Below are 20,267 nucleotides of genomic sequence, written 5' to 3'. Positions count from 1 at the left end.
GTACGACCTGGGGGTGGTTGGGGTTCAGCCCTGGCCGAACTTCTTGTCGATGAGGGCGAACAGCTCGTCGTCGCTGGCGTCCTCGATCTCCCCGGGCCCCGTCTCGTCGTCCGACCGGCGGGCGTCGTTCCACTGGGCCAGGAGGGTCTGGAGGCGCACCGCGACGCGTGCGTGGGCCGCGTCGTCGCCGGCCGCGGCGGCCAGGTCCGCCGGGTCCAGCGAGGAGAAGGTGCTTTCCAGACGGTCGAGTTCCTCCAGGACGGACAGCTTGCGTCCGGTGGTGCCCTCGGGGGCCAGCTCGTCGCGCAGGTGCCGGGCGAGCGCGGCCGGGTTCGGGTAGTCGTAGATCAAGGTGGCGGGCAGCCGCAGTCCGGCGGCCGCGCCGAGCCGGTTGCGCAGCTCGACCGCCGTCAGCGAGTCGAAGCCCAGCTCCTTGAACGCCTGCTCCTCACCGATGTGTTCGGCCGACTTGTACCCGAGTACGGCGGCCACCTGGCCGCGCACCAGCTCCAGTACGGTCCGCTCCCGCTCGGCGGGCGTCAGCCCGGCCAGGCGCTGCGCCGGGGTCTGCTCCCCCGCCCCGTGGGGCTCGGCCGGGTGGGCACCGCCCGACGCGGCCGCCCGGCGCTGCTGCCGGACGGGGGTCCGGACCAGGCCGCGGAACATCGGCAGGATGCCACCGTCCGCCGCCCGCGCCCGCAGGGTGGGCAGGTCGACCGCCACCGGCAGCAGGACCGGCTCGTCGTCCGCCGCCGCGAGGGCCGCGTCGAAGAGCGCGAGGCCCTCCGTCGCCGACAGCGGCGCGACGCCGCCGCGAGCGGCGCGTTCCCGCTCCGCCTCGGTGAGTCGGCCGGCCATGCCGCGTTCCTCCGCCCACATGCCCCACACCAGGGACAGGGCGCTGAGGCCCCGGGCCCGGCGGTGGCGGGCGAGGGCGTCGAGGAAGACGTTCGCCGCGCCGTAGTTGGCCTGGCCGGCGCCGCCGAGGGTGCCGGCGGCGGCGGAGAAGAGGACGAACGCGGACAGGTCGAGGTGACGGGTCAACTCGTGCAGGTGCAGCGCCCCTTCGACCTTGGGTCGCAGGACCCGGTCGACCCGCTCGGGGGTGAGCAGGTCCACGACGCCGTCGGCCAGGACGGCCGCCGTGTGGACGACCGCCGTCAGCGGCCGCTCCGCCGGTACGGAGGCCAGGAGCGCGGCCAGCGCGTCCCGGTCGGCCACGTCGCACGCCGCCCAGGTGACCTCCGCGCCCAACGCGACGAGTTGCGCGGTGAGTTCGGTGGCCGCTTCGGTCGCGCCGCCCCTGCGGCCGGTGAGCAGCAGGTGTCGTACGCCGTGTTCGGTGACCAGGTGGCGGGTGAGGAGCCCGGCGAGTCCGCCGCCGGCGCCGGTGACCAGGACCGTACCGCTCGTGTCGATACGGCTCGTCGTGTCGTCGCCGTCCGCCGCGGTCCGGGCCTCGGCTACCCGCGCCAGGCGGGGTGCGTACAACGCCCCGCCACGCAAGGCCAGTTCGGGTTCCTCGGAGGCGAGGGCGCCCGCGAGGACCCGGCCGGAGGCGTCCGTCCCGTCGAGGTCGACGAGCACGAACCGGTCGGGGTGCTCCGTCCGGGCGGCCCGCACCAGCCCCCACACCGGGGCGTGGGTGAGATCGCCCGCCTCGGTGTCGGTGTGGGCGGCCACCGCGCCCCGGGTGACGACGGCGAGGCGGGCGCCGGCGAAGCGGCCGTTGTCCAGCCAGCCCTGCACGGCAGCGAGCGCCCGGTGCGTCGCCTCGCGCGCCTCCCGCGCCACCGCGTCGAGGGCGGTGACGCCCTCGGTGGCCATGAACGGCGCGACGACGGTGTCCGGCATCGCCTGCCGTCCGGTGGTGACGGCCTCGTCCAGCGCGGCGAGGTCGTCGTACGTCGCCACGGGGACCCCCGCGCCGCCCAGGGCGGCGGCGAGGAGCGAGCCGCCGGCAGGGTCACCGACGACCACGAGGGTCGCGGCGCCCGCCCCGGCCGGCGCCGGCGTCCGCACCCAGTCGAGGCGGAACAGCGAGTCGTGCACCCCGTCCGGGGCGACCGCCGTGAACCGCTCGACGTCGAGCTCCCGGGTCACCAGCGCCTCGACCGACGCGACGGGCGCGCCCTGGTCGTCAGCCAGTTCGACGGACACGGCGTCCGCTCCGTCGGGGGTGACGCGCAGCCGCAGCGTGTCCGCTCCGGTCGCGTGCAGCCGCACCCCGCGCCAGGTGAAGGGCTCGCGGGCGGTGGCGTCGGCGGCGGTCGCGGCCAGCGCCTGGGCCGCCGCGTCGAGGAGCGCCGGGTGCAGGGCGAACCCGCCTGCCGAAGCGTGCAGTTCGTCGGAGAGCCGGGCCTGCGCGAAGACCTCGTCGCCGCGCACCCAGGCCCGGGTGAGGGTCCTGAGCGCCGACCCGTGGTGGAGCCCGGCGGCCGTCAGGCGGTCGTACACCGCCTCGACCGACACCTCCTCGGCGTCGGCGGGCGGCCAGGTCCCGGTGTCGCCGGTGTCAAAGGTTTCGCCGGTTTCGCCGGTTTCGCCCGTGCCTCCGGTGTCACCGGCTGCGGCCTCGGTGAGGAACCCGGTGGCGTGACGAGACCAGGTCCCGCCGTTCGCCCCGTCGCCGTCGCCCTCCTCGGGACGGCCGTACACCTGCACGGGACGGCGTCCGGTCTCGTCCGCCCCGCCCACGGTGAGCCGGAGCTGTACGGCCCCGTCCTCCGGGAGCACGAGCGGCGCCTCGTTGATCAACTCCGCCAGGTGGCCGCAGCCGACCTCCTCGCCGGCGCGCAGCGCGAGCTCGACGAAGGCCGCACCGGGCACGACCACGGAGTCGGCGACGACGTGATCCGCCAGCCAGGGGTGCGTACGCCGGGACAGCCGGGCGGTGAACAGGAACCCGCCCGTGTCCGGCAGTTCGACCGCCGCGCCGAGCAGGGGGTGCCCGGCCGACTCGATCCCGAGCGAGAGGGCGTCCTCCGACGTGGCGAACGAGTCGACCCAGTAGCGCTCGCGCTGGAAGGCGTAGGTCGGCAGGTCGACGCGTCGGGCGCCGGTGGCGGCGTAGAAGGCCGTCCAGTCGACGCCCACGCCGTGGACGTGAGCCTGGGCAAGGGCGGTGACCAGGGCCTCGGCCTCGGCGCGACCCTTGCGGAGCACCGGCGCGAAGACGACCGGCCCGTCGGTCAGGCAGTCCTGGGCCAGGGCGGACAGGATTCCGTCGGGACCGAGTTCGACGTACGTCGTCACACCGGCGGCCTCCAGCGCGCGGACACCGTCGAGGAAGCGGACCGACTCGCGGACGTGCCGCACCCAGAACTCCGCCGAACCCATCTCGTCGGTCACCAGGGCACCGGTCAGGTTGGAGACGACCGGAATGCGCGGGGTGGCATAGGCGATCTCCTCCGCCACCTTGCGGAAATCGGCCAGCATCCCGTCCATGTGCGGCGAGTGGAACGCATGACTCACGACGAGCCGCTTGCTCTTGCGGTCGGGGAACGACTCGGCGATCTTGACCGCCGCGTCCTCGTCACCCGCCACCACGACCGACCGAGGACCGTTGATCGCCGCGATGCTCACCCGATCCGTCAGCAGCGGCAGGATCTCCTCCTCCGACGCCTGCACCGCGATCATCACCCCACCGCCCGGCAGCGCCTGCATCAACCGCCCACGCGCCACCACCAGAGCGCACGCGTCCTCCAGCGAGAACACACCCGCCACATGAGCGGCCGCGATCTCACCGATCGAATGCCCGGACACGAAGTCCGGCCGCAGCCCCCAGCTCTCGACGAGCCGGAACAGCGCCACCTCCACCGCGAACAACGCCGGCTGCGTGTACTCCGTCCGGTCCAACAGATCCCCATCCGCACCGAACAGCACGTCCCTCAGCGGCAGTTCAAGCAGCCCGTCCAGGTGGACACAGATCGCGTCCAGCGCGTGCGCGAACGCCGGGAAGACGTCGTACAGTTCGCGCCCCATTCCCAGCCGCTGGCTGCCCTGTCCGGTGAACAGGAACGCCACCTGCTGTTCGGTGCTCGCCACGCCCTGTGTCAGCGCGGCGACGGAGTCGCCCGCCGCCAGCGCGGTCAGCGCCTCGCGGTACTCCTCCCCCGCTCCCCCGACGATCACGGCGCGGTGGTCGAGCAGGGCCCGGCCGGTCGCGAGCGAGTGCCCGATGTCCACCGGCCGCTGGTCGTCCAGGTGGGCGAGGAGGCGGGCGGCCTGGTCCCGCAGGGCGGCTTGCGTCCGGCCCGACAGGATCCACGGCCAGGTGCCCTCGGGGTTCCCGGCGGCGCCCGCGATCTCGGGGGCCTCGGGGGCCTCCGGTGCCTGCTCCAGGATGGTGTGCGCGTTGGTGCCGCTCACACCGAACGAGGAGACGCCGGCCCGGCGCGGACGGCCGGTCTCCGGCCACGCCCGCTGCTCGGTCAGGATCTCGATGTCGCCCGCCGTCCAGTCGACGTGCGGGGTCGGCTCGTCCACGTGCAGGGTCTGCGGCAGCACCCCGTGACGCATCGCCATGACCATCTTGATCACACCCGCCACACCGGCGGCCGCCTGCGTGTGCCCGATGTTCGACTTCACCGAGCCCAGAAGCAGCGGCTGCCCCTCCGGACGCTCCCGGCCATACGTGGCCAGCAGCGCCTGCGCCTCGATCGGATCCCCGAGCCGGGTACCCGTACCGTGCGCCTCCACCGCGTCGACCTCGGCGGCCGACAGCCCCGCACCGGCCAGCGCCGCACGGATCACCCGCTGCTGCGACGGCCCGTTCGGCGCCGTCAAACCATTGCTCGCACCGTCCTGATTGACAGCAGAACCACGCACCACCGCCAACACCGGATGCCCGTTACGCCGAGCATCCGACAACCGCTCCACCAGCAGCATGCCGACGCCTTCACCCCAGCCGGTGCCGTCCGCACCCGCCGCGAAGGCCTTGATCCGGCCGTCCGCCGCGAGCCCGCCCTGCCGGGCGAACTCGACGAACGCGCCCGGCGTCGACATGACGGTGACACCACCGGCCAGCGCGATCGAGCACTCGCCGCTGCGGAGCGCCTGCACCGCGAGGTGCAGGGCCACGAGCGACGCCGAGCACGCCGTGTCGACGGTGACGGCCGGGCCTTCGAGGCCGAAGACGTACGAGAGCCGGCCGGAGACGACGCTCGCGGAGTTGCCGGTGCTCATGAAGCCGTCGCCGCCGTCGGCGGAGTTCAGCACGAGCGAGAGGTAGTCCTGTCCGTTGGTCCCGACGAACACACCGGCCTGGCTGCCGCGCAGCGACGACGGGTCGATCCCGGCCCGCTCGAACGCCTCCCAGGAGGTTTCCAGGAGCAGGCGCTGCTGCGGGTCCATGGCCAGGGCCTCGCGCGGCGAGATCCCGAAGAAGCCGGGGTCGAACTGCGCCACGTCGTAGAGGAATCCGCCTTCGCGGGCGTACGCGGCGTCCTGCTCGGAGCGCGGCCCGAACAGTTCCTCGGCGTCCCAGCCGCGGTCCGCCGGGAACTCCCCGATCGCGTCACCACCGGCCGCCAGCAGCCGCCAGAGGTCCTCCGGGGTACGCACCCCGCCGGGGAAGCGGCAGCTCATCGCGACGATCGCGATCGGATCGTCCTCGGCTGCCGGCCGGTCCGTCGGGGCCGCGAGGGCCACCGCCGCCTTGGTTCCGAGGATTTCGCCGCGCAGGTGATCGGCCAGGTCGGCGGAGGTCGGGTAGTCGTAGATCAGCGTGGCCGGGAGCCGCAGTCCGGTGACGGCGCCCAGGCGGTTGCGCAGCTCGACGGCGGTCAGGGAGTCGAAGCCGAGTTCCTTGAACGCCCGCCCCGCGCCGACGCTCTCGACGCCGGTGTGGCCGAGGACCGCGGCGACCTCCTTGCGGACCAGGTCGAGCAGCATCCGGTCGCGTTCGACGGCGGAGAGCCCCGCCAGCCGCCCCGCGAGGGAGTCGTGGCCGCCGCCCGCCTCGTCGGCCTCGCCCTCGCGCGGGGCGAGGGTAAGGGCGCTCCGGGCCTCGGACAGCTCGGCGAGGAGGTTGCCGGCGCGCACGGCGGTGAAGCCGGGGGCGAAGCGGGCCCAGTCCACGTCCACGACGGTGACGACGGTGTCGTTCGCGTCGAGGGCGCGGTGCAGGGCGTCGACGGCCGACTCGGCCGCCATGGGCGGTACGCCGCCCTTGCGCATCCGGGCTTCCAGCGCGCCGTCGGTGGCCATGCCGCCCTCGGCCCACGGACCCCAGGCGATCGAGGTCGCGGCGAGCCCGGCGGCCCGCCGCTGCTCGGCGAGGGCGTCGAGGTAGGCGTTGGCGGCGGCGTAGTTGCCCTGGCCGGCCGTGCCCAGGGTGCCCGTGACGGACGAGAACAGGACGAAGGCGGAGAGCTCGATGCCCAGCTCGACCGTCAGCTCGTGCAGGTGCCGGGCGGAGACCGCCTTCGCCCGCAGGACGCTCTCGAACCGGTCGGGCGTCAGGAAGTCGAGCACGCCGTCGTCCAGGACACCGGCGGTATGCACGACAGCGGTCAGTGTGTCGGCCTCCGCCGCGAGGAGCGTACGCAGCGCGTCCCGGTCGGCGGCGTCACACGCCACGATCGACACGTCCACGCCCATCCCCGTCAGCTCGGCCGCCAGCTCGGCGGCACCGGGCGCGTCCGCGCCCCGGCGGCTGGTCAGCACCAGCCGCTCGGCACCCGCCCCGGCCAGCCACCGCGCGACGTGTCCACCGAGGGCGCCCGTACCACCGGTGACCAGCACCGTCCCGGACGGCGCCCACGACGGGTCGCCCTGTCCGGCGGCGGCACGGATCAGACGCCGCCCGAACACCCCGGAGGAGCGCACCGCGACCTGGTCCTCACCGGAAAGCCCACCGGCCAGTACGCCGACCAGCCGGCCCATCGCCCGCTCGTCCCACACCTCGGGCAGGTCCACCAGACCACCCCAACGCCCGGGAACCTCCAGCGCGGCCACCCGACCCAGGCCCCACGTCTGCGCCTGGACGGCGGAGACGAGCCGGTCGGAACGGCCCACACTCACCGCACCCCGGGTCAGGCACCACAGCGGCGCCTCCATCCCGGCATCGCCCAGCGCCTGCACCAGGCCGGCCGTCGCGACGACCCCGGCGGTCTCGTCCAGCGCGAGCAGCGACACCACACCGGCGACGGACCCGGCCTCGGCCGGCAGCAGCCCGGCCAGGGCATCCCGACCGGCACCCGGCGCGACGACCACGCGGCGCACCTCGGCACCGCGCCCGGCCAGTGCGTCCACCACGGCCGTGTCGTCCACACTCGCGGCGGGCACCACGACCAGCCACGCACCGGACAGCACGGCGCCGGAGGCGGCGTCCGTCAGCGGCTTCCACGACACCTGGTAGCGCCACCCGTCCACCGTGGACCGGGCACCCGACGCGCCGCGTCGCCCGAGCGCCGTCTGCGGCCAGTACCGCCGCCGCTGGAAGGCGTAGGTCGGCAGGTCGACGCGCACGGCGCCGGTCCCGTAGACCGCCTGCCAGTCGACGGAGATCCCCCGGACGTGGCTCCAGGCCAGAGCGGCCATCGCCGTGTCTGCCTCCCGACGGCCCTTGCGAACGAGGGGCGCGAACGCCGCCCCGTCCTCGGTGAGGCAGTCCTGCCCGAGGGCGCAGAGCACCCCGTCGGGGCCGAGTTCGAGGTACGTCGTGACGCCGGCGGCCTCCAGGGCCCGGATGCCGTCGAGGAAGCGGACGGCCTCGCGGACGTGGCGCACCCAGAAGTCCGCCGAGCCCATCTCGTCGTCGGTGACGAGCGCACCGGTCAGGTTCGACACGACCGGAATGCGCGGGGCCTCGAAGGTCAGCCCCTCCACCACCCGGCGGAAGTCGTCCAGCATCCCGTCCATGTGCGGCGAGTGGAACGCGTGGCTGACCGTGAGCCACTTGCTCTTGCGCCCGGCGAACGCCTCCACGATCGCGACGGCGGCGTCCTCGTCACCCGCGACCACCACCGACCTCGGCCCGTTGACCGCCGCGATGCTCACCCGGTCCGTCAGCAGCGGAAGGACCTCCTCCTCCGACGCCTGGAGGGCGATCATCACGCCGCCACCCGGCAGCGCCTGCATCAACCGGCCCCGCGCCGCCACCAGCGCGCAGGCGTCCTCCAGCGAGAAGACGCCCGCCACGTGCGCGGCGGCGATCTCACCGATCGAATGCCCGGACACGAAGTCCGGCCGCAGCCCCCAGCTCTCCACCAGCCGGAACAGCGCCACCTCCACCGCGAACAACGCCGGCTGGGTGAAGCGCGTCTCGTCCAGCAGTCCGGCATCGGTCCCGAACAGCACGTCCTTCAGCGGCACTTCGAGGTCGAACCCGGCACACACCTCGTCCAGCGCGGCCGCGAACACCGGGTACGTGTCGTACAGTTCGCGCCCCATCCCGAGGCGCTGGCTGCCCTGGCCGGTGAACAGGAAGGCGAGCTTCCCGCCGACCGGCGAGCCCGTCACCACTCCCGCCGCCGAGCCGCCCTCCGCCAGCGCGGCGAGGCCGGCCAGCAGACCGTCGCGGTCGCCGGCGACCAGCGCCGCACGCTCGTCGAACGCCGAGCGGCCGGTCGCCAGGGTCCTGCCGACGTCGGCCAGACGCAGCTCGGGGTGCGCGAGCAGCCGCGCCCGCAGGCTGTCGGCCTGGGCCCGGAGCCCCGCCTCGCTCTTCGCCGAGAGCACCACCGGGACGGGCACGAGACCCGGATCGACGGACGCGGTGTCCTCGTCCTCGGGCTCCGCCTGCGGGGCCTGCTCGATGATCGTGTGGGCGTTGGTGCCACTGAAGCCGAACGAGGAGATGCCGGCCCGGCGCGGACGGCCGGTCTCCGGCCACTCCCGCCGCTCGGTCAGCAGGGCGATCTCGCCCGCCTCCCAGTCGACCTGCGGGGACGGCGCGTCGATGTGGAGGCTCTCCGGCAGCTGCCCGTGCTGCATGGCCAGCACCATCTTGATCACGCCGGCGACGCCGGCGGCGGCCTGGGTGTGACCGATGTTCGACTTGACCGAGCCGAGCAGCAGCGGCCGCCCCTCGGGCCGGTCCTGACCGTAGGTGGCCAGCAGGGCCTGCGCCTCGATCGGGTCACCCAGGGTGGTGCCCGTGCCATGGGCCTCGACGGCGTCCACGTCGGCGGCCGTCAGGCCCGCGCTCGCCAGCGCGGCACGGATCACCCGCTGCTGCGACGGCCCGTTCGGCGCCGTCAGACCATTGCTCGCACCGTCCTGGTTCACGGCCGAACCACGCACCACCGCCAACACCGGATGCCCGTTGCGGCGCGCGTCCGACAACCGCTCCACCAGCAGCATGCCGACGCCCTCACCCCAGCCCGTACCGTCCGCACCCGCCGCGAAGGCCTTGATGCGACCGTCCGCGGCCAGGCCGCGCTGCCGGCTGAACTCGATGAACGTGCCGGGCGTCGACATGACGGTGACGCCACCGGCCAGGGCGAGCGAGCACTCGCCGTTGCGCAGGGCCTGGATCGCCCAGTGCAGGGCGACCAGCGAGGACGAGCAGGCCGTGTCGACCGTGACGGCCGGGCCTTCGAGCCCGAACACGTACGAGAGGCGGCCGGACACCACACTCGCGGCGTTGCCGGTGCCCAAGTGCCCTTCGAGGCCCGCCGGTTCCTCCAGCAGCACGGACAGGTAGTCCTGGCCGTTGGTGCCGACGAACACACCGGCCTGACTGCCGCGCAGCGTCTCGGGGTCGATCCCGGCGCGCTCGAACGCCTCCCACGAGGTCTCCAGCAGCAGGCGCTGCTGCGGGTCCATGGCCAGGGCCTCGCGCGGCGAGATGCCGAAGAAGTCGGCGTCGAAGTCCGCGACGTCGTACAGGAAGCCGCCCTCGCGGGCGTACGAGGTGCCCTGGGCGCTCGGGTCGGCGTCGTAGAGGGCGTCGAGGTCCCAGCCGCGGTCCAGGGGCAGGTCGGAGATCGCGTCGGTGCCGGAGGCGAGCAGCTGCCAGAGGTCCTCCGGCGTCCGTACGCCGCCGGGGAAGCGGCAGCTCATCGCGACGATCGCGATCGGGTCGTCGTCCACCGCCGCGGCCACGGGGCCGACTGCCTCGACCTGTGCGCCGAGGAGTTCGGCGAGCAGGTAGGCGGCGAGCGCGGCCGGGGTCGGGTAGTCGTAGACGAGCGTGGCGGGCAGCCGCAGTTCGGTGGCCGCGCCGAGCCGGTTGCGCAGCTCGACCGCGGTGAGCGAGTCGAACCCGATCTCGCGGAAGGCCCGCCCGGCCTCGATGTCCTGGGCACCGGAGTGCCCCAGGACCTCGGCGACCCGGGTGCGCACGAGGTCGAGGAGGAAGGGCTCCCGGTCGCCGGCCGACAGCCGGCGAAGGTGCTCGGCGAGAGAAGACCCGGAACGCTCGGAACGGTCGTCCGCGCGCTCCGAGCCACGCGTGGCGGCTTCGGCCTCGGGCAGATCCGCGAGCAGCCGGCCGACGCGCACCGCCGTGAAACCGGGCGCGAACCTCGCCCAGTCGAAGTCGACGATCGTCAGCGCCGCCTCGTCGGAGCCGACCGCCTGCCGCAGCGCGGTGATCGCGAGATCGGCGTTCATGGGCGGTACGCCGCCCCGGCGCATCCGTGCCTCCAGCGCCTCGTCGGCCGCCATGCCGCCCTCGGCCCACGGACCCCACGCGAGAGAGGTCGCGGCGAGGCCGGCGGCCCGCCGCTGCTCGGCGAGCGCGTCGAGGTAGGCGTTCGCGGCGGCGTAGTTGCCCTGACCGGCGGCACCGATGGTGCCGCTCATCGAGGAGAACAGCACGAAGGCGGAGAGCTCGATGTCGAGCTCGACGGTCAGCTCGTGCAGGTTGAGCGCGGAAACCGCCTTCGCCCGCAGCACGCTCTCGAACCGGTCGGCCGTCAGCGCATCCAGCACACCGTCGTCGAGGATCCCGGCGGTGTGCACGACAGCGGTCAGCGTCTCCGCCTCGGCCGCGAGCAGGGCCCGCAGAGCGTCCCGATCAGCGGCGTCACACGCCACCACCGCCACCTCAACGCCCAGCCCGGACAGCTCCTCGACCAACTCGGCGGCACCGGGGGCGTCGGCGCCCCGGCGGCTGGTCAGCACCAGCCGCTCGGCACCCGCCCCGGCCAACCACCGCGCGACCCGACCACCGAGGGCACCCGTACCGCCGGTGACCAGAACCGTCCCGGACGGCGTCCAAGAACCGGCACCACCCGCAGTGGCACGCACCAGACGACGGCCGAACACCCCGGAGGACCGCACCGCGACCTGGTCCTCACCAGAAAGCCCACCGGCCAGTACGCCGACCAGCCGACCCATCGCCCGCTCGTCCCACACCTCAGGCAGGTCCACCAGACCACCCCAACGCCCGGGAACCTCCAAAGCAGCGACCCGACCCAGACCCCACACCTGCGCCTGAACAGCCGAGACCAGCCGGTCGGAACGGCCCACACTCACCGCACCCCGGGTCAGGCACCACAACGGCGCCTCGAACCCGGCGACACCCATTGCCTGGACCAGGCTGGCCGTGGCAACGAGACCATCGGCCTCATCCAGCGCCAGCAGCGACACCACACCGGCAACCGAACCCGCACCGGACAGAGCATCCCGCTCCACCACACCGGCCTCAACCACCACCCGACGGACCTCAGCCCCCCGCCCGACCAGCGCATCCACCACAGCCGTGGCATCCACACCACCGGCCGGAACCACCACCAGCCACACACCGGACAACCGCACACCGACGCCACCATCCGCCAGCGGCTTCCACGACACCCGGTAACGCCAGCCGTCCACCTCAGACTGCTCCTGGCCCTGGCGGCGCCATGCCGACAGCGCGGGAACGAGGTCGCTGAAGCGGGCGTCGTCGGCCACGGCCAGTTCGGACGCCAGCGACGTGAGGTCGCCCCGCTCCACCGCGTCCCAGAACCGGGCGTCCACCGCGTCAACGGCCGGCGCGGAGGCGACGGCGCCGTTCGACAGGACGGTCTCCGGCCAGTAGCGCTGCCGCTGGAAGGCATACGTCGGCAGGTCCACCCTCCGGGCGCCCGTACCGGCGAAGTAGGCGGACCAGTCCACCTCCACGCCTCGCACGTGCGCCTGGGCCACAGCGCCGAGGACCGACTCCGCCTCGCCGCGTCCGGCGCGCAGCGCCGGGGCGAAGGCGATGTCCGCGTCGCCGGTCAGGCAGTCCTGCGCCAGGGCGGACAGCACCCCGTCCGGCCCCAGCTCCACGAACGTCGTGACGCCCGCCGCCTCCAGGGCCCGCACACCGTCCAGGAACCGGACGGCTTCCCGCACGTGCCGGACCCAGAAGTCCGCCGAGGCCATCTCATCGGAGACAACAACCCCGGTCAGGTTCGACACGACCTGGATGCGCGGGGCGTCGAAGGTCAGCCCCTCCACCACCCGGCGGAAGTCGTCCAACATCGTGTCCATGTGCGGCGAGTGGAACGCGTGGCTCACCGTGAGCCGCTTGGACTTCCGCCCGGCGAACGCCTCCACCACGGCCAGGGCGGCGTCCTCGTCACCGGCGATCACCACCGACTGCGGACCGTTGACCGCCGCGATGCTCACCCGATCCGTCAGCAGCGGCAGAACCTCATCCTCCGACGCCTGCACCGCGAACATCACGCCACCCGCCGGCAGCGCCTGCATCAACCGACCACGCGCCGCCACCAACGTGCACGCGTCATCCAGCGACAACACACCCGCCACATGCGCGGCAGCGATCTCACCAATCGAATGCCCGGACACGAAGTCCGGCCGCAGCCCCCAGCTCTCCACCAGCCGGAACAGCGCCACCTCCACCGCGAACAACGCCGGCTGCGTGAACCGCGTCTCGTCCAGCAGAGCGGCATCCGACCCGAACAACACCTCCTTCAACGGCAGTTCAAGGTCCAGCCGCTCACACACCGCGTCCAGCGCGGCCGCGAACACCGGGAACGCGTCGTACAGCTCACGCCCCATCCCCAGCCGCTGGCTGCCCTGGCCCGTGAACAGGAAGGCCAGCCCGCCGCTCGACACCGTGCCCCGCACGAGGCCCGGTACCGGCTCGCCGGCGGCCAGGGCGGTCAGGCGGCCGAGGAGGGTTTCGCCGTCGGACGGCGCGCCGAGCACCACCGCGCGGTGCTCCAGGGCGGCGCGGTGCGTGGCGAGGGAGTGGCCGAGGTCGAGTGCGCCTCGGACGCCGGTCGCGGCGATGAGGTCGGTCGCCGTCGGGCGGAGGCGTTCCGCCTGGGCCCGCAGGGCGGCCGCCGTGCGGCCGGAAACGAGCCACGGCAGCACGGGGAGACCGGGCCCGGCCGGCGTCGGGTGCGCCGTCTCGTCCGTGGCGTTCGGTGCCTGCTCGATGACGGCGTGGGCGTTCGTACCGCTGTAGCCGAACGAGGAGATGCCGGCGCGGCGCGCGCGGCCGGTCTCGGGCCACTCGACCTGCTCGGTCAGCAGCTGGATGTCACCGGCCGACCAGTCGACGTAGGGAGTCGGCTCGTCGATGTGGAGGGTCTGGGGCAGTACCCCGTGGCTCATGGCCATGACCATCTTGATCACACCGGCGACGCCGGCGACGGCCTGCGTGTGGCCGATGTTCGATTTCACCGAGCCCAGCAGCAGCGGCCGGCCCTCCGGCCGGTCCTGGCCGTACGTGGCCAGCAGCGCCTGCGCTTCGATCGGGTCGCCCAGCTTCGTTCCCGTGCCGTGGGCCTCGACGGCGTCCACGTCGCCGGTGGTGAGGCCGGCGTCGGCGAGGGCCTCGCGGATGACGCGCTGCTGCGAGGGGCCGTTGGGGGCGGTGAGGCCGTTGCTGGCGCCGTCCTGGTTCACCGCGGTGCCGCGGACGACGGCGAGGACCGGGTGGCCGCCCCGGCGGGCGTCGGAGAGTCGCTCCAGCAGGAGCAGGCCCACGCCCTCGGACCAGATGGTGCCGTCGGCGGCCGCGGCGAATGCCTTGATGCGGCCGTTCTCCGCCAGGCCGCGCTGGCGGCTGAACTCGGTGAACGCGCCCGGCGTGGACATGATCGTCACCGCGCCCGCGAGTGCCATGGCGCATTCACCGCGGCGCAGGGACTGGGCGGCGAGGTGCAGGGTGACGAGCGAGGAGGAGCAGGCGGTGTCGACGGTGACGGCCGGGCCCTCCAGGCCGAAGGAGTAGGAGATGCGGCCGGAGACGACGCTGGCCGCGTTGCCGGTGCCGAGGTGGCCTTCGAGGCCGTCGCCGTCGTTCAGCCACAGCTGGAGGTAGTCCTGCGCGTTGGAGCCGACGAACACGCCGGTGCGGCTGCCGCGCAGGCCGGTCGGGTCGATGCCGGCGCGCTCGAAGGTCTCCCAGGTGGTCTCCAGCAGCAGCCGCTGCTGGGGGTCCATGGCGAGGGCCTCGCGCGGGGAGATCCCGAAGAAGGAGGCGTCGAAGTCGGCGGCCTCGTGGAGGAAGCCGCCCTCGCGGACGTAGCTGGTGCCCTCACGGTCGGGGTCGTCGCTGTAGAGGGCGTCGAGGTCCCAGCCGCGGTCGGCGGGGAAGGCGGTGATGCCGTCGCGGCCCTCGGCGAGCATCCGCCACAGGTCCTCGGGGGAGGTGATGCCGCCGGGGAAGCGGCAGCTCATCGCGACGATGGCGATCGGGTCCTCGTCCTCCACGCGGGAGGTGGCGGTGGCCGAACGCAGGGCCGGCAGGCCGGCGTCGTCCGCGAGGTCGCCGACGATCTCCTGGCGGAGGTACTGGGCGAGGGCGTTGGCCGTCGGATAGTCGAAGACGAGGGTGGCGGGCAGCCGGCGGCCGACCGCCTCGCCGAGGAGGTTGCGCAGTTCGACGGCGGTGAGCGAGTCGAAGCCGAGTTCCTTGAAGGAGCGGCCCGGCTCGACGGAGGCGGCGCCCGGGTAGCCCAGGGCGGCGGCGACCTGCTTGCGTACGAGGTCGAGCAGCATGCGGTCCTGCTCGGCGGCCGGGAGCCCGGCCAGGCGCTGCCGCAGACCGGACAGGCCCCCTGCCGTGGCCGCGCCGTTCGCGGAGCGGCGTACGGGGACCCGTACGAGCCCGCGCAGCAGCGGGGACAGGGCTCCGCTCTGGGCCTGGCCGCGCAGGCCGGGGAGCTCGACGCGCATCAGGACCGGGGTGGTCTCGTCGAGCCGGTGGACGAGGTCGAAGAGGTCGAGGCCCTCCGCCGAGGTGAGCGGGGGCAGTCCGCCGCGGGTCATGCGGCTGACGTCGGCGTCGGTCAGACTGCCGGCCATGCCGGCGCCGTCGGCCCACAGGGTCCAGGCCAGGGAGGTGGCGGGGAGTCCGAGGGAGCGGCGGTGCCGGGCGAGCGCGTCGAGGAAGACGTTGGCCGCCGCGTAGTTGCCTTGACCGGCGCCACCGAAGACGCCGCCGACGGACGAGAACAGCAGGAAGGCGGAGAGGTCGAGGTCGCGGGTCAGTTCGTGGAGGTTGCAGGCCGCGTCGACCTTGGGGCGCAGGACGGCCGACAGGCGCTCGGGGGTGAGGGAGGTGATCACGCCGTCGTCGAGGACGCCGGCGGTGTGGACGACCGCGCCGAGCGGGTGCTCGGCGGGGATGGCCGCCAGGACGGCGGCGAGGGCGTCCCGGTCGGCGACGTCGCAGGCCGCCCAGGTCACCGTCGCGCCCTCGGCGGCGAGTTCGGCGCCGAGCAGCTCGGCCTCGGGGGTGGAGCCGCCGCGTCGGCCGACGAGCAGGAGGTGGCGTACGCCGTGCTCGGCGACGAGCCGGCGGGCGATCAGGCCGCCGAGGAGACCGCCGGCGCCGGTGATGAGCACGGTCGACTCGGGCGCGTACGTGACTCCGGCCGCCGGCTGCTCCGCGTCGGCGTCCCGGGCCACGCGGGCGAGGCGGGGCACGAGGACGGTCCCGGCGCGGACGGCGAGTTGCGGCTCGGCGGCGGCCTGCGCGGCGGCGAGGGCCGCGGGCAGGGCACGTGCGGAGGCCTCGGTGGCGTCGGTGTCGACCAGCAGCAGCCGGTCGGGGTGCTCGGCCTGCGCTGAGCGCAGCAGGCCGCGGACGGCCGCGTGGACGGGATCGGTGACCGTGTCCGTGTCGGTGCCGGTGCCGGTGTCACCGGCCGTGAGCGTGCCCTGGGTGAGGACAACCAGGCGGGTGGCGGCGAACCGCTCGCCGGCGAAGGGCTCTTCGCCCAGCCAGGCCTGCGCCAGCGCCAGCGCATGGTGCGCGGCCCGATGCACTGCCGCGGCGGAGATCTCCGGCGCGGCGGCGGTGCCTTCGGTGGCGGTGCCGTCGACGGCGGGGCCTTCGGAAGCGGGAGCATCGGAAGCGGGGGTCTCGGCGGCGGAAGCTTCGGCAGCGAGGCCTTCGAGGGCGGGGCCTTCGGTGGCAGGGGCTTCGGTGGCGGGGCCTTCGGCAGCGCGGCCTTCGGCGGCGGGGGCTTCGGGGGTGGCTTGGTCGTAGGTGATGAACACGGCGTCGGGGGTGGGCGCTCCGGCGGCCACGGCGGCGGCCAGTGCGGCGAGGTCGGCGTGGACGGTGATCGCCTCGCCGGTCGGGTCGGCTCCGAGGAGGGCGGCCGGAACCCCGGCGCCCAGGACGGCCCAACGGCCTGCTGCGGGAGCGGTGGTGGCCGGCAGGGCCGTCCACTCGACGCGGAACACCGACTCGTGGTGCGTGGTGCCCGCCGCCCGGACCTGCTCGGCCGATACGGCCCGCAGGACGAGCGAGTCGACGGTGGCGACGGGCGCGCCCGTCGCGTCCGCGATCTCCAGGCGTACGCCCCCGCCCGTACCGGTCGGGGCGAGGTGCACGCGCAGCGCCTCGGCGCCGCTCGCGTGGAGGGTCACGCCGGACCAGGCGAACGGGAGCCGGCCCTCGCCCTCGGCGCCGCCCAGGACGCCGAGGCCCAGCGTGTGGAGCGCGGCGTCCAGCAGGGCCGGGTGCAGGCCGAAGTCGCCTGCGGCGGAGGCGACTTCCTCGGGCAGGACGACGTCGGCGTAGACGCTGTCGCCGCGCCGCCAGGCGGCGGTGAGGCCGCGGAACGCCGGGCCGTAGCCCATGCCGACCTCGGCGAGGTCGGCGTAGAGGCCGTCCGTGGGGAGGGGTTCGGCGCCCGCCGGGGGCCACTGCGCGTCCGCGAACGGCGTCGGCGTCGGGGTCTGGGCGGCGGCGGGGGCCAGGACGCCGCCGGCGTGCCGCGTCCAGGGCTCGTCGGACGCGCTGTCCTTGGGGCGGGAGGAGAGGCTGAAGGAGCGTCGGCCGCTGCCGTCGGCGTCGGGCGCGCTCACGTGCATCTGGAGCTGTACGCCGCCGCGTTCGGGCAGGACGAGCGGCGCTTCGAGGGTGAGTTCCTCCAGGAGGTCGCAGCCGACCTGGTCACCGGCCCAGATGGCCAGGTCGACGAAGGCGGTGCCGGGCAGCAGGACGCTGCCCATGACGGCGTGGTCGACGAGCCAGGGGTGGGTGGTCGGCGAGAGCAGCGCGGTGAAGACGAGGCCCTCGGAGTCGGCGAGGGCGACCGTCGCGCCGAGCAGCGGGTGCGCGGCCTCGTCCAGGCCCGCCGCGCCGAGGTCGCCGACGGAGGTGCCGGGCTCGATCCAGTAGCGCTGCCGCTGGAAGGCGTAGGTGGGCAGGTCGTCGACGGGCCGGGCGCCGGTACCGGCGAAGAAGGCCTGCCAGTCGACGCGGACGCCGTGGACGTGGGCCCGCGTCAGGGCGGTGACGAGTGCCTCGGCCTCGGGCCGGCCCTTGCGGAGCGCGGGCAGGAACGTGGCGGTCGCCTCGGTGACGCACTCCTGGGCGAGGGCGCAGAGCACCCCGTCCGGGCCGAGTTCGACGTACGTCATCGCACCGGCGGCCTCCAGGGCGCGGACGCCGTCGAGGAAGCGGACGGCCTCGCGGACGTGGCGCACCCAGAATTCGGCCGTGCCCATCTCGTCGTCGGAGACGAGCGAGCCGGTGAGGTTCGACACGATCGGGATGCGGGGGGCGGCGAAGGACAGACCGGCCACGACCTGGCGGAAGTCGTCCACCATGCCGTCCATGTGCGGTGAGTGGAAGGCGTGGCTGACGGTCAGCCGCTTGCTCTTGCGGTCGGCGAAGGCCTCCACGACGGCCGTCGCGGCGTCCTCGTCCCCGGCGATGACCACCGACCGCGGCCCGTTGACGGCGGCGATGCTCACGCGGTCGGTCAGCAGCGGGAGGATCTCCTCCTCGGTCGCCTGTACGGCGATCATCACGCCACCGCTCGGCAGCGCCTGCATCAGCCGGCCACGGGCGGCGACCAGCGTGCACGCGTCGTCCAGGGACAGCACGCCCGCCACGTGCGCGGCGGCGATCTCACCGATCGAGTGACCGGCGAGCAGGTCGGGCTTCACCCCCCACGACTCGACCAGTCGGAAGAGCGCCACCTCGACGGCGAAGAGCGCCGGCTGCGTGAAGCGCGTCTCGTCCAGGAGCGCGGCGTCCGTCCCGAACAGCACCTCCCTTAGCGGCAGTTCCAGGTCGAGGCGCTCGCACACCGCGTCCAGGGCCTGCGCGAACACCGGGTAGGCGTCGTAGAGTTCGCGTCCCATGCCGAGGCGCTGGCTGCCCTGGCCGGTGAACAGGAAGGCGAGCTTCCCGCCGGCCGGCGAGCCCTCGACCACCGAGGCCGCCGAGGACGCCGAGGACGCCGACTCACCCTCCGCCAGCGCGGCGAGGCCGGCCAGCAGACCGTCGCGGTCGGCGGCGACGACCGCCGCGCGGTCCTCGAACGAGGCCCTGCCGACCGCCAGCGACCGCGCGACGTCGACCGGGCTCAGCTCAGGGTGTTCCCCGGCGTGTGCCAGCAGGCGTGCCGCCTGCGCGCGCAGCGCGTCCCGGCCCTTCGCCGAGACGATCCACGGCACGACCGGCGCGGCGGCCTCGGACCCCGGCTCCTCGGCCCGCTCGGCCTCCGGCGCCTGCTCGATGATCGTGTGCACGTTGGTGCCGCTGACGCCGAAGGCGGAGACGCCGACCCGGTACGGGCGTCCGGTCTGGGGCCATGCGCGCTGCTCGGTGAGCAGGGAGACCGCGCCGGCCTCCCAGTCGACGTGCGAGGTCGGCGCGTCGACGTGGAGGGTCTTGGGCAGGACGCCGTGCCGCATGGCCATGACCATCTTGATGACGCCGGCGATGCCGGCGACGTTCTGCGTGTGGCCGAGGTTCGACTTCAGCGAGCCCAGCCACAGCGGCCGGTCCGCCGGGCGGTCCTGCCCGTACGTGGCCAGCAGCGCCTGCGCCTCGATCGGGTCGCCCAGCTTCGTTCCCGTGCCGTGCGCCTCCACCGCGTCGATGTCGGCGGGGGTGAGCCGGGCGCTTTCCAGTGCCTGACGGATGACGCGCTGCTGGGCGGGGCCGTTCGGGGCGGTCAGGCCGTTGCTGGCGCCGTCCTGGTTGACGGCGCTGCCCCGGACGACCGCCAGGACGCGGTGTCCGTTGCGGCGGGCGTCGGAGAGGCGTTCCACCAGCAGGACGCCGACACCCTCCGACCAGCCGGTGCCGTCCGCCGCCTCGGCGAACGACCTGCAACGCCCGTCGGGCGACAGGCCGCGCTGGCGGCTGAACTCGACGAAGACCTCCGGGCCGGCGAGGACGGTGACGCCCGCGGCCAGCGCGAGCGAGCACTCCCCCTGACGCAGGGCCTGGACGGCCATGTGCAGGGCCACGGACGAGGACGAGCAGGCCGTGTCGACGGTGGCGGCGGGACCCTCCAGGCCGAACACGTAGGCGAGGCGGCCGGAGACGACGCTGGAGGCGGTGCCGGTGAGCAGGTGCCCCTCGACGCCGTCGGGCAGCTCGCCGGAGCCGGCGCCGTACGCGTTGGCGGAGGCGCCGACGAACACACCGGCGCGGCTGCCTCGCAGGGTCGCCGGGTCGATGCCGGCGCGTTCGAAGACCTCCCAGGTGGTCTCCAGCAGCAGCCGCTGCTGGGGGTCCATGGCGAGGGCCTCGCGCGGCGAGATCCCGAAGAAGGAGGCGTCGAAATCCGGTGCCTCGTGCAGGAATCCGCCGTGACGGGCGTAGGTGGTGCCGGGGTGGTCGGGGTCGGGGTCGTACAGCGACTCGACGTCCCAGCCGCGGTCGGCGGGGAAGCCCGAGATGGCGTCGCCGCCGCTCTCGACGAGCTTCCACAGGTCCTCGGGCGATCCGATCCCGCCGGGGAAGCGGCAGCTCATGCCGACGATCGCGATGGGTTCGCGGGAGGCGTCGGTGAGCTCCTGGTTCCGGCGGCGCAGCCGCTCGGTTTCCTTGAGGGAGGCCCGCAGCGCTTCAACGACTTTTTCGTTCGGGGTGGTCATCACTTACTCCGCAC

1 protein-coding gene is annotated in these 20,267 nt (G+C 74.2%); it reads right to left on the bottom strand.

Features of this window, described 5'->3' with window-relative positions; genetic code table 11:
• Positions 1-24: 24 nt before the first annotated feature.
• Positions 25-20,253 carry a type I polyketide synthase gene (locus M4D82_RS27375; protein ID WP_249768699.1) on the bottom strand — a complete coding sequence of 6,743 codons (20,229 nt, stop codon included), beginning with the start codon at positions 20,251-20,253 and terminating at the stop codon, positions 25-27.
• Between the last annotated feature and the right edge of the window lie 14 nt (positions 20,254-20,267).

This window comes from Streptomyces sp. RerS4, assembly GCF_023515955.1.
Classification (GTDB): domain Bacteria; phylum Actinomycetota; class Actinomycetes; order Streptomycetales; family Streptomycetaceae; genus Streptomyces.
This window is presented reverse-complemented; position numbering and strand designations above follow the sequence as displayed.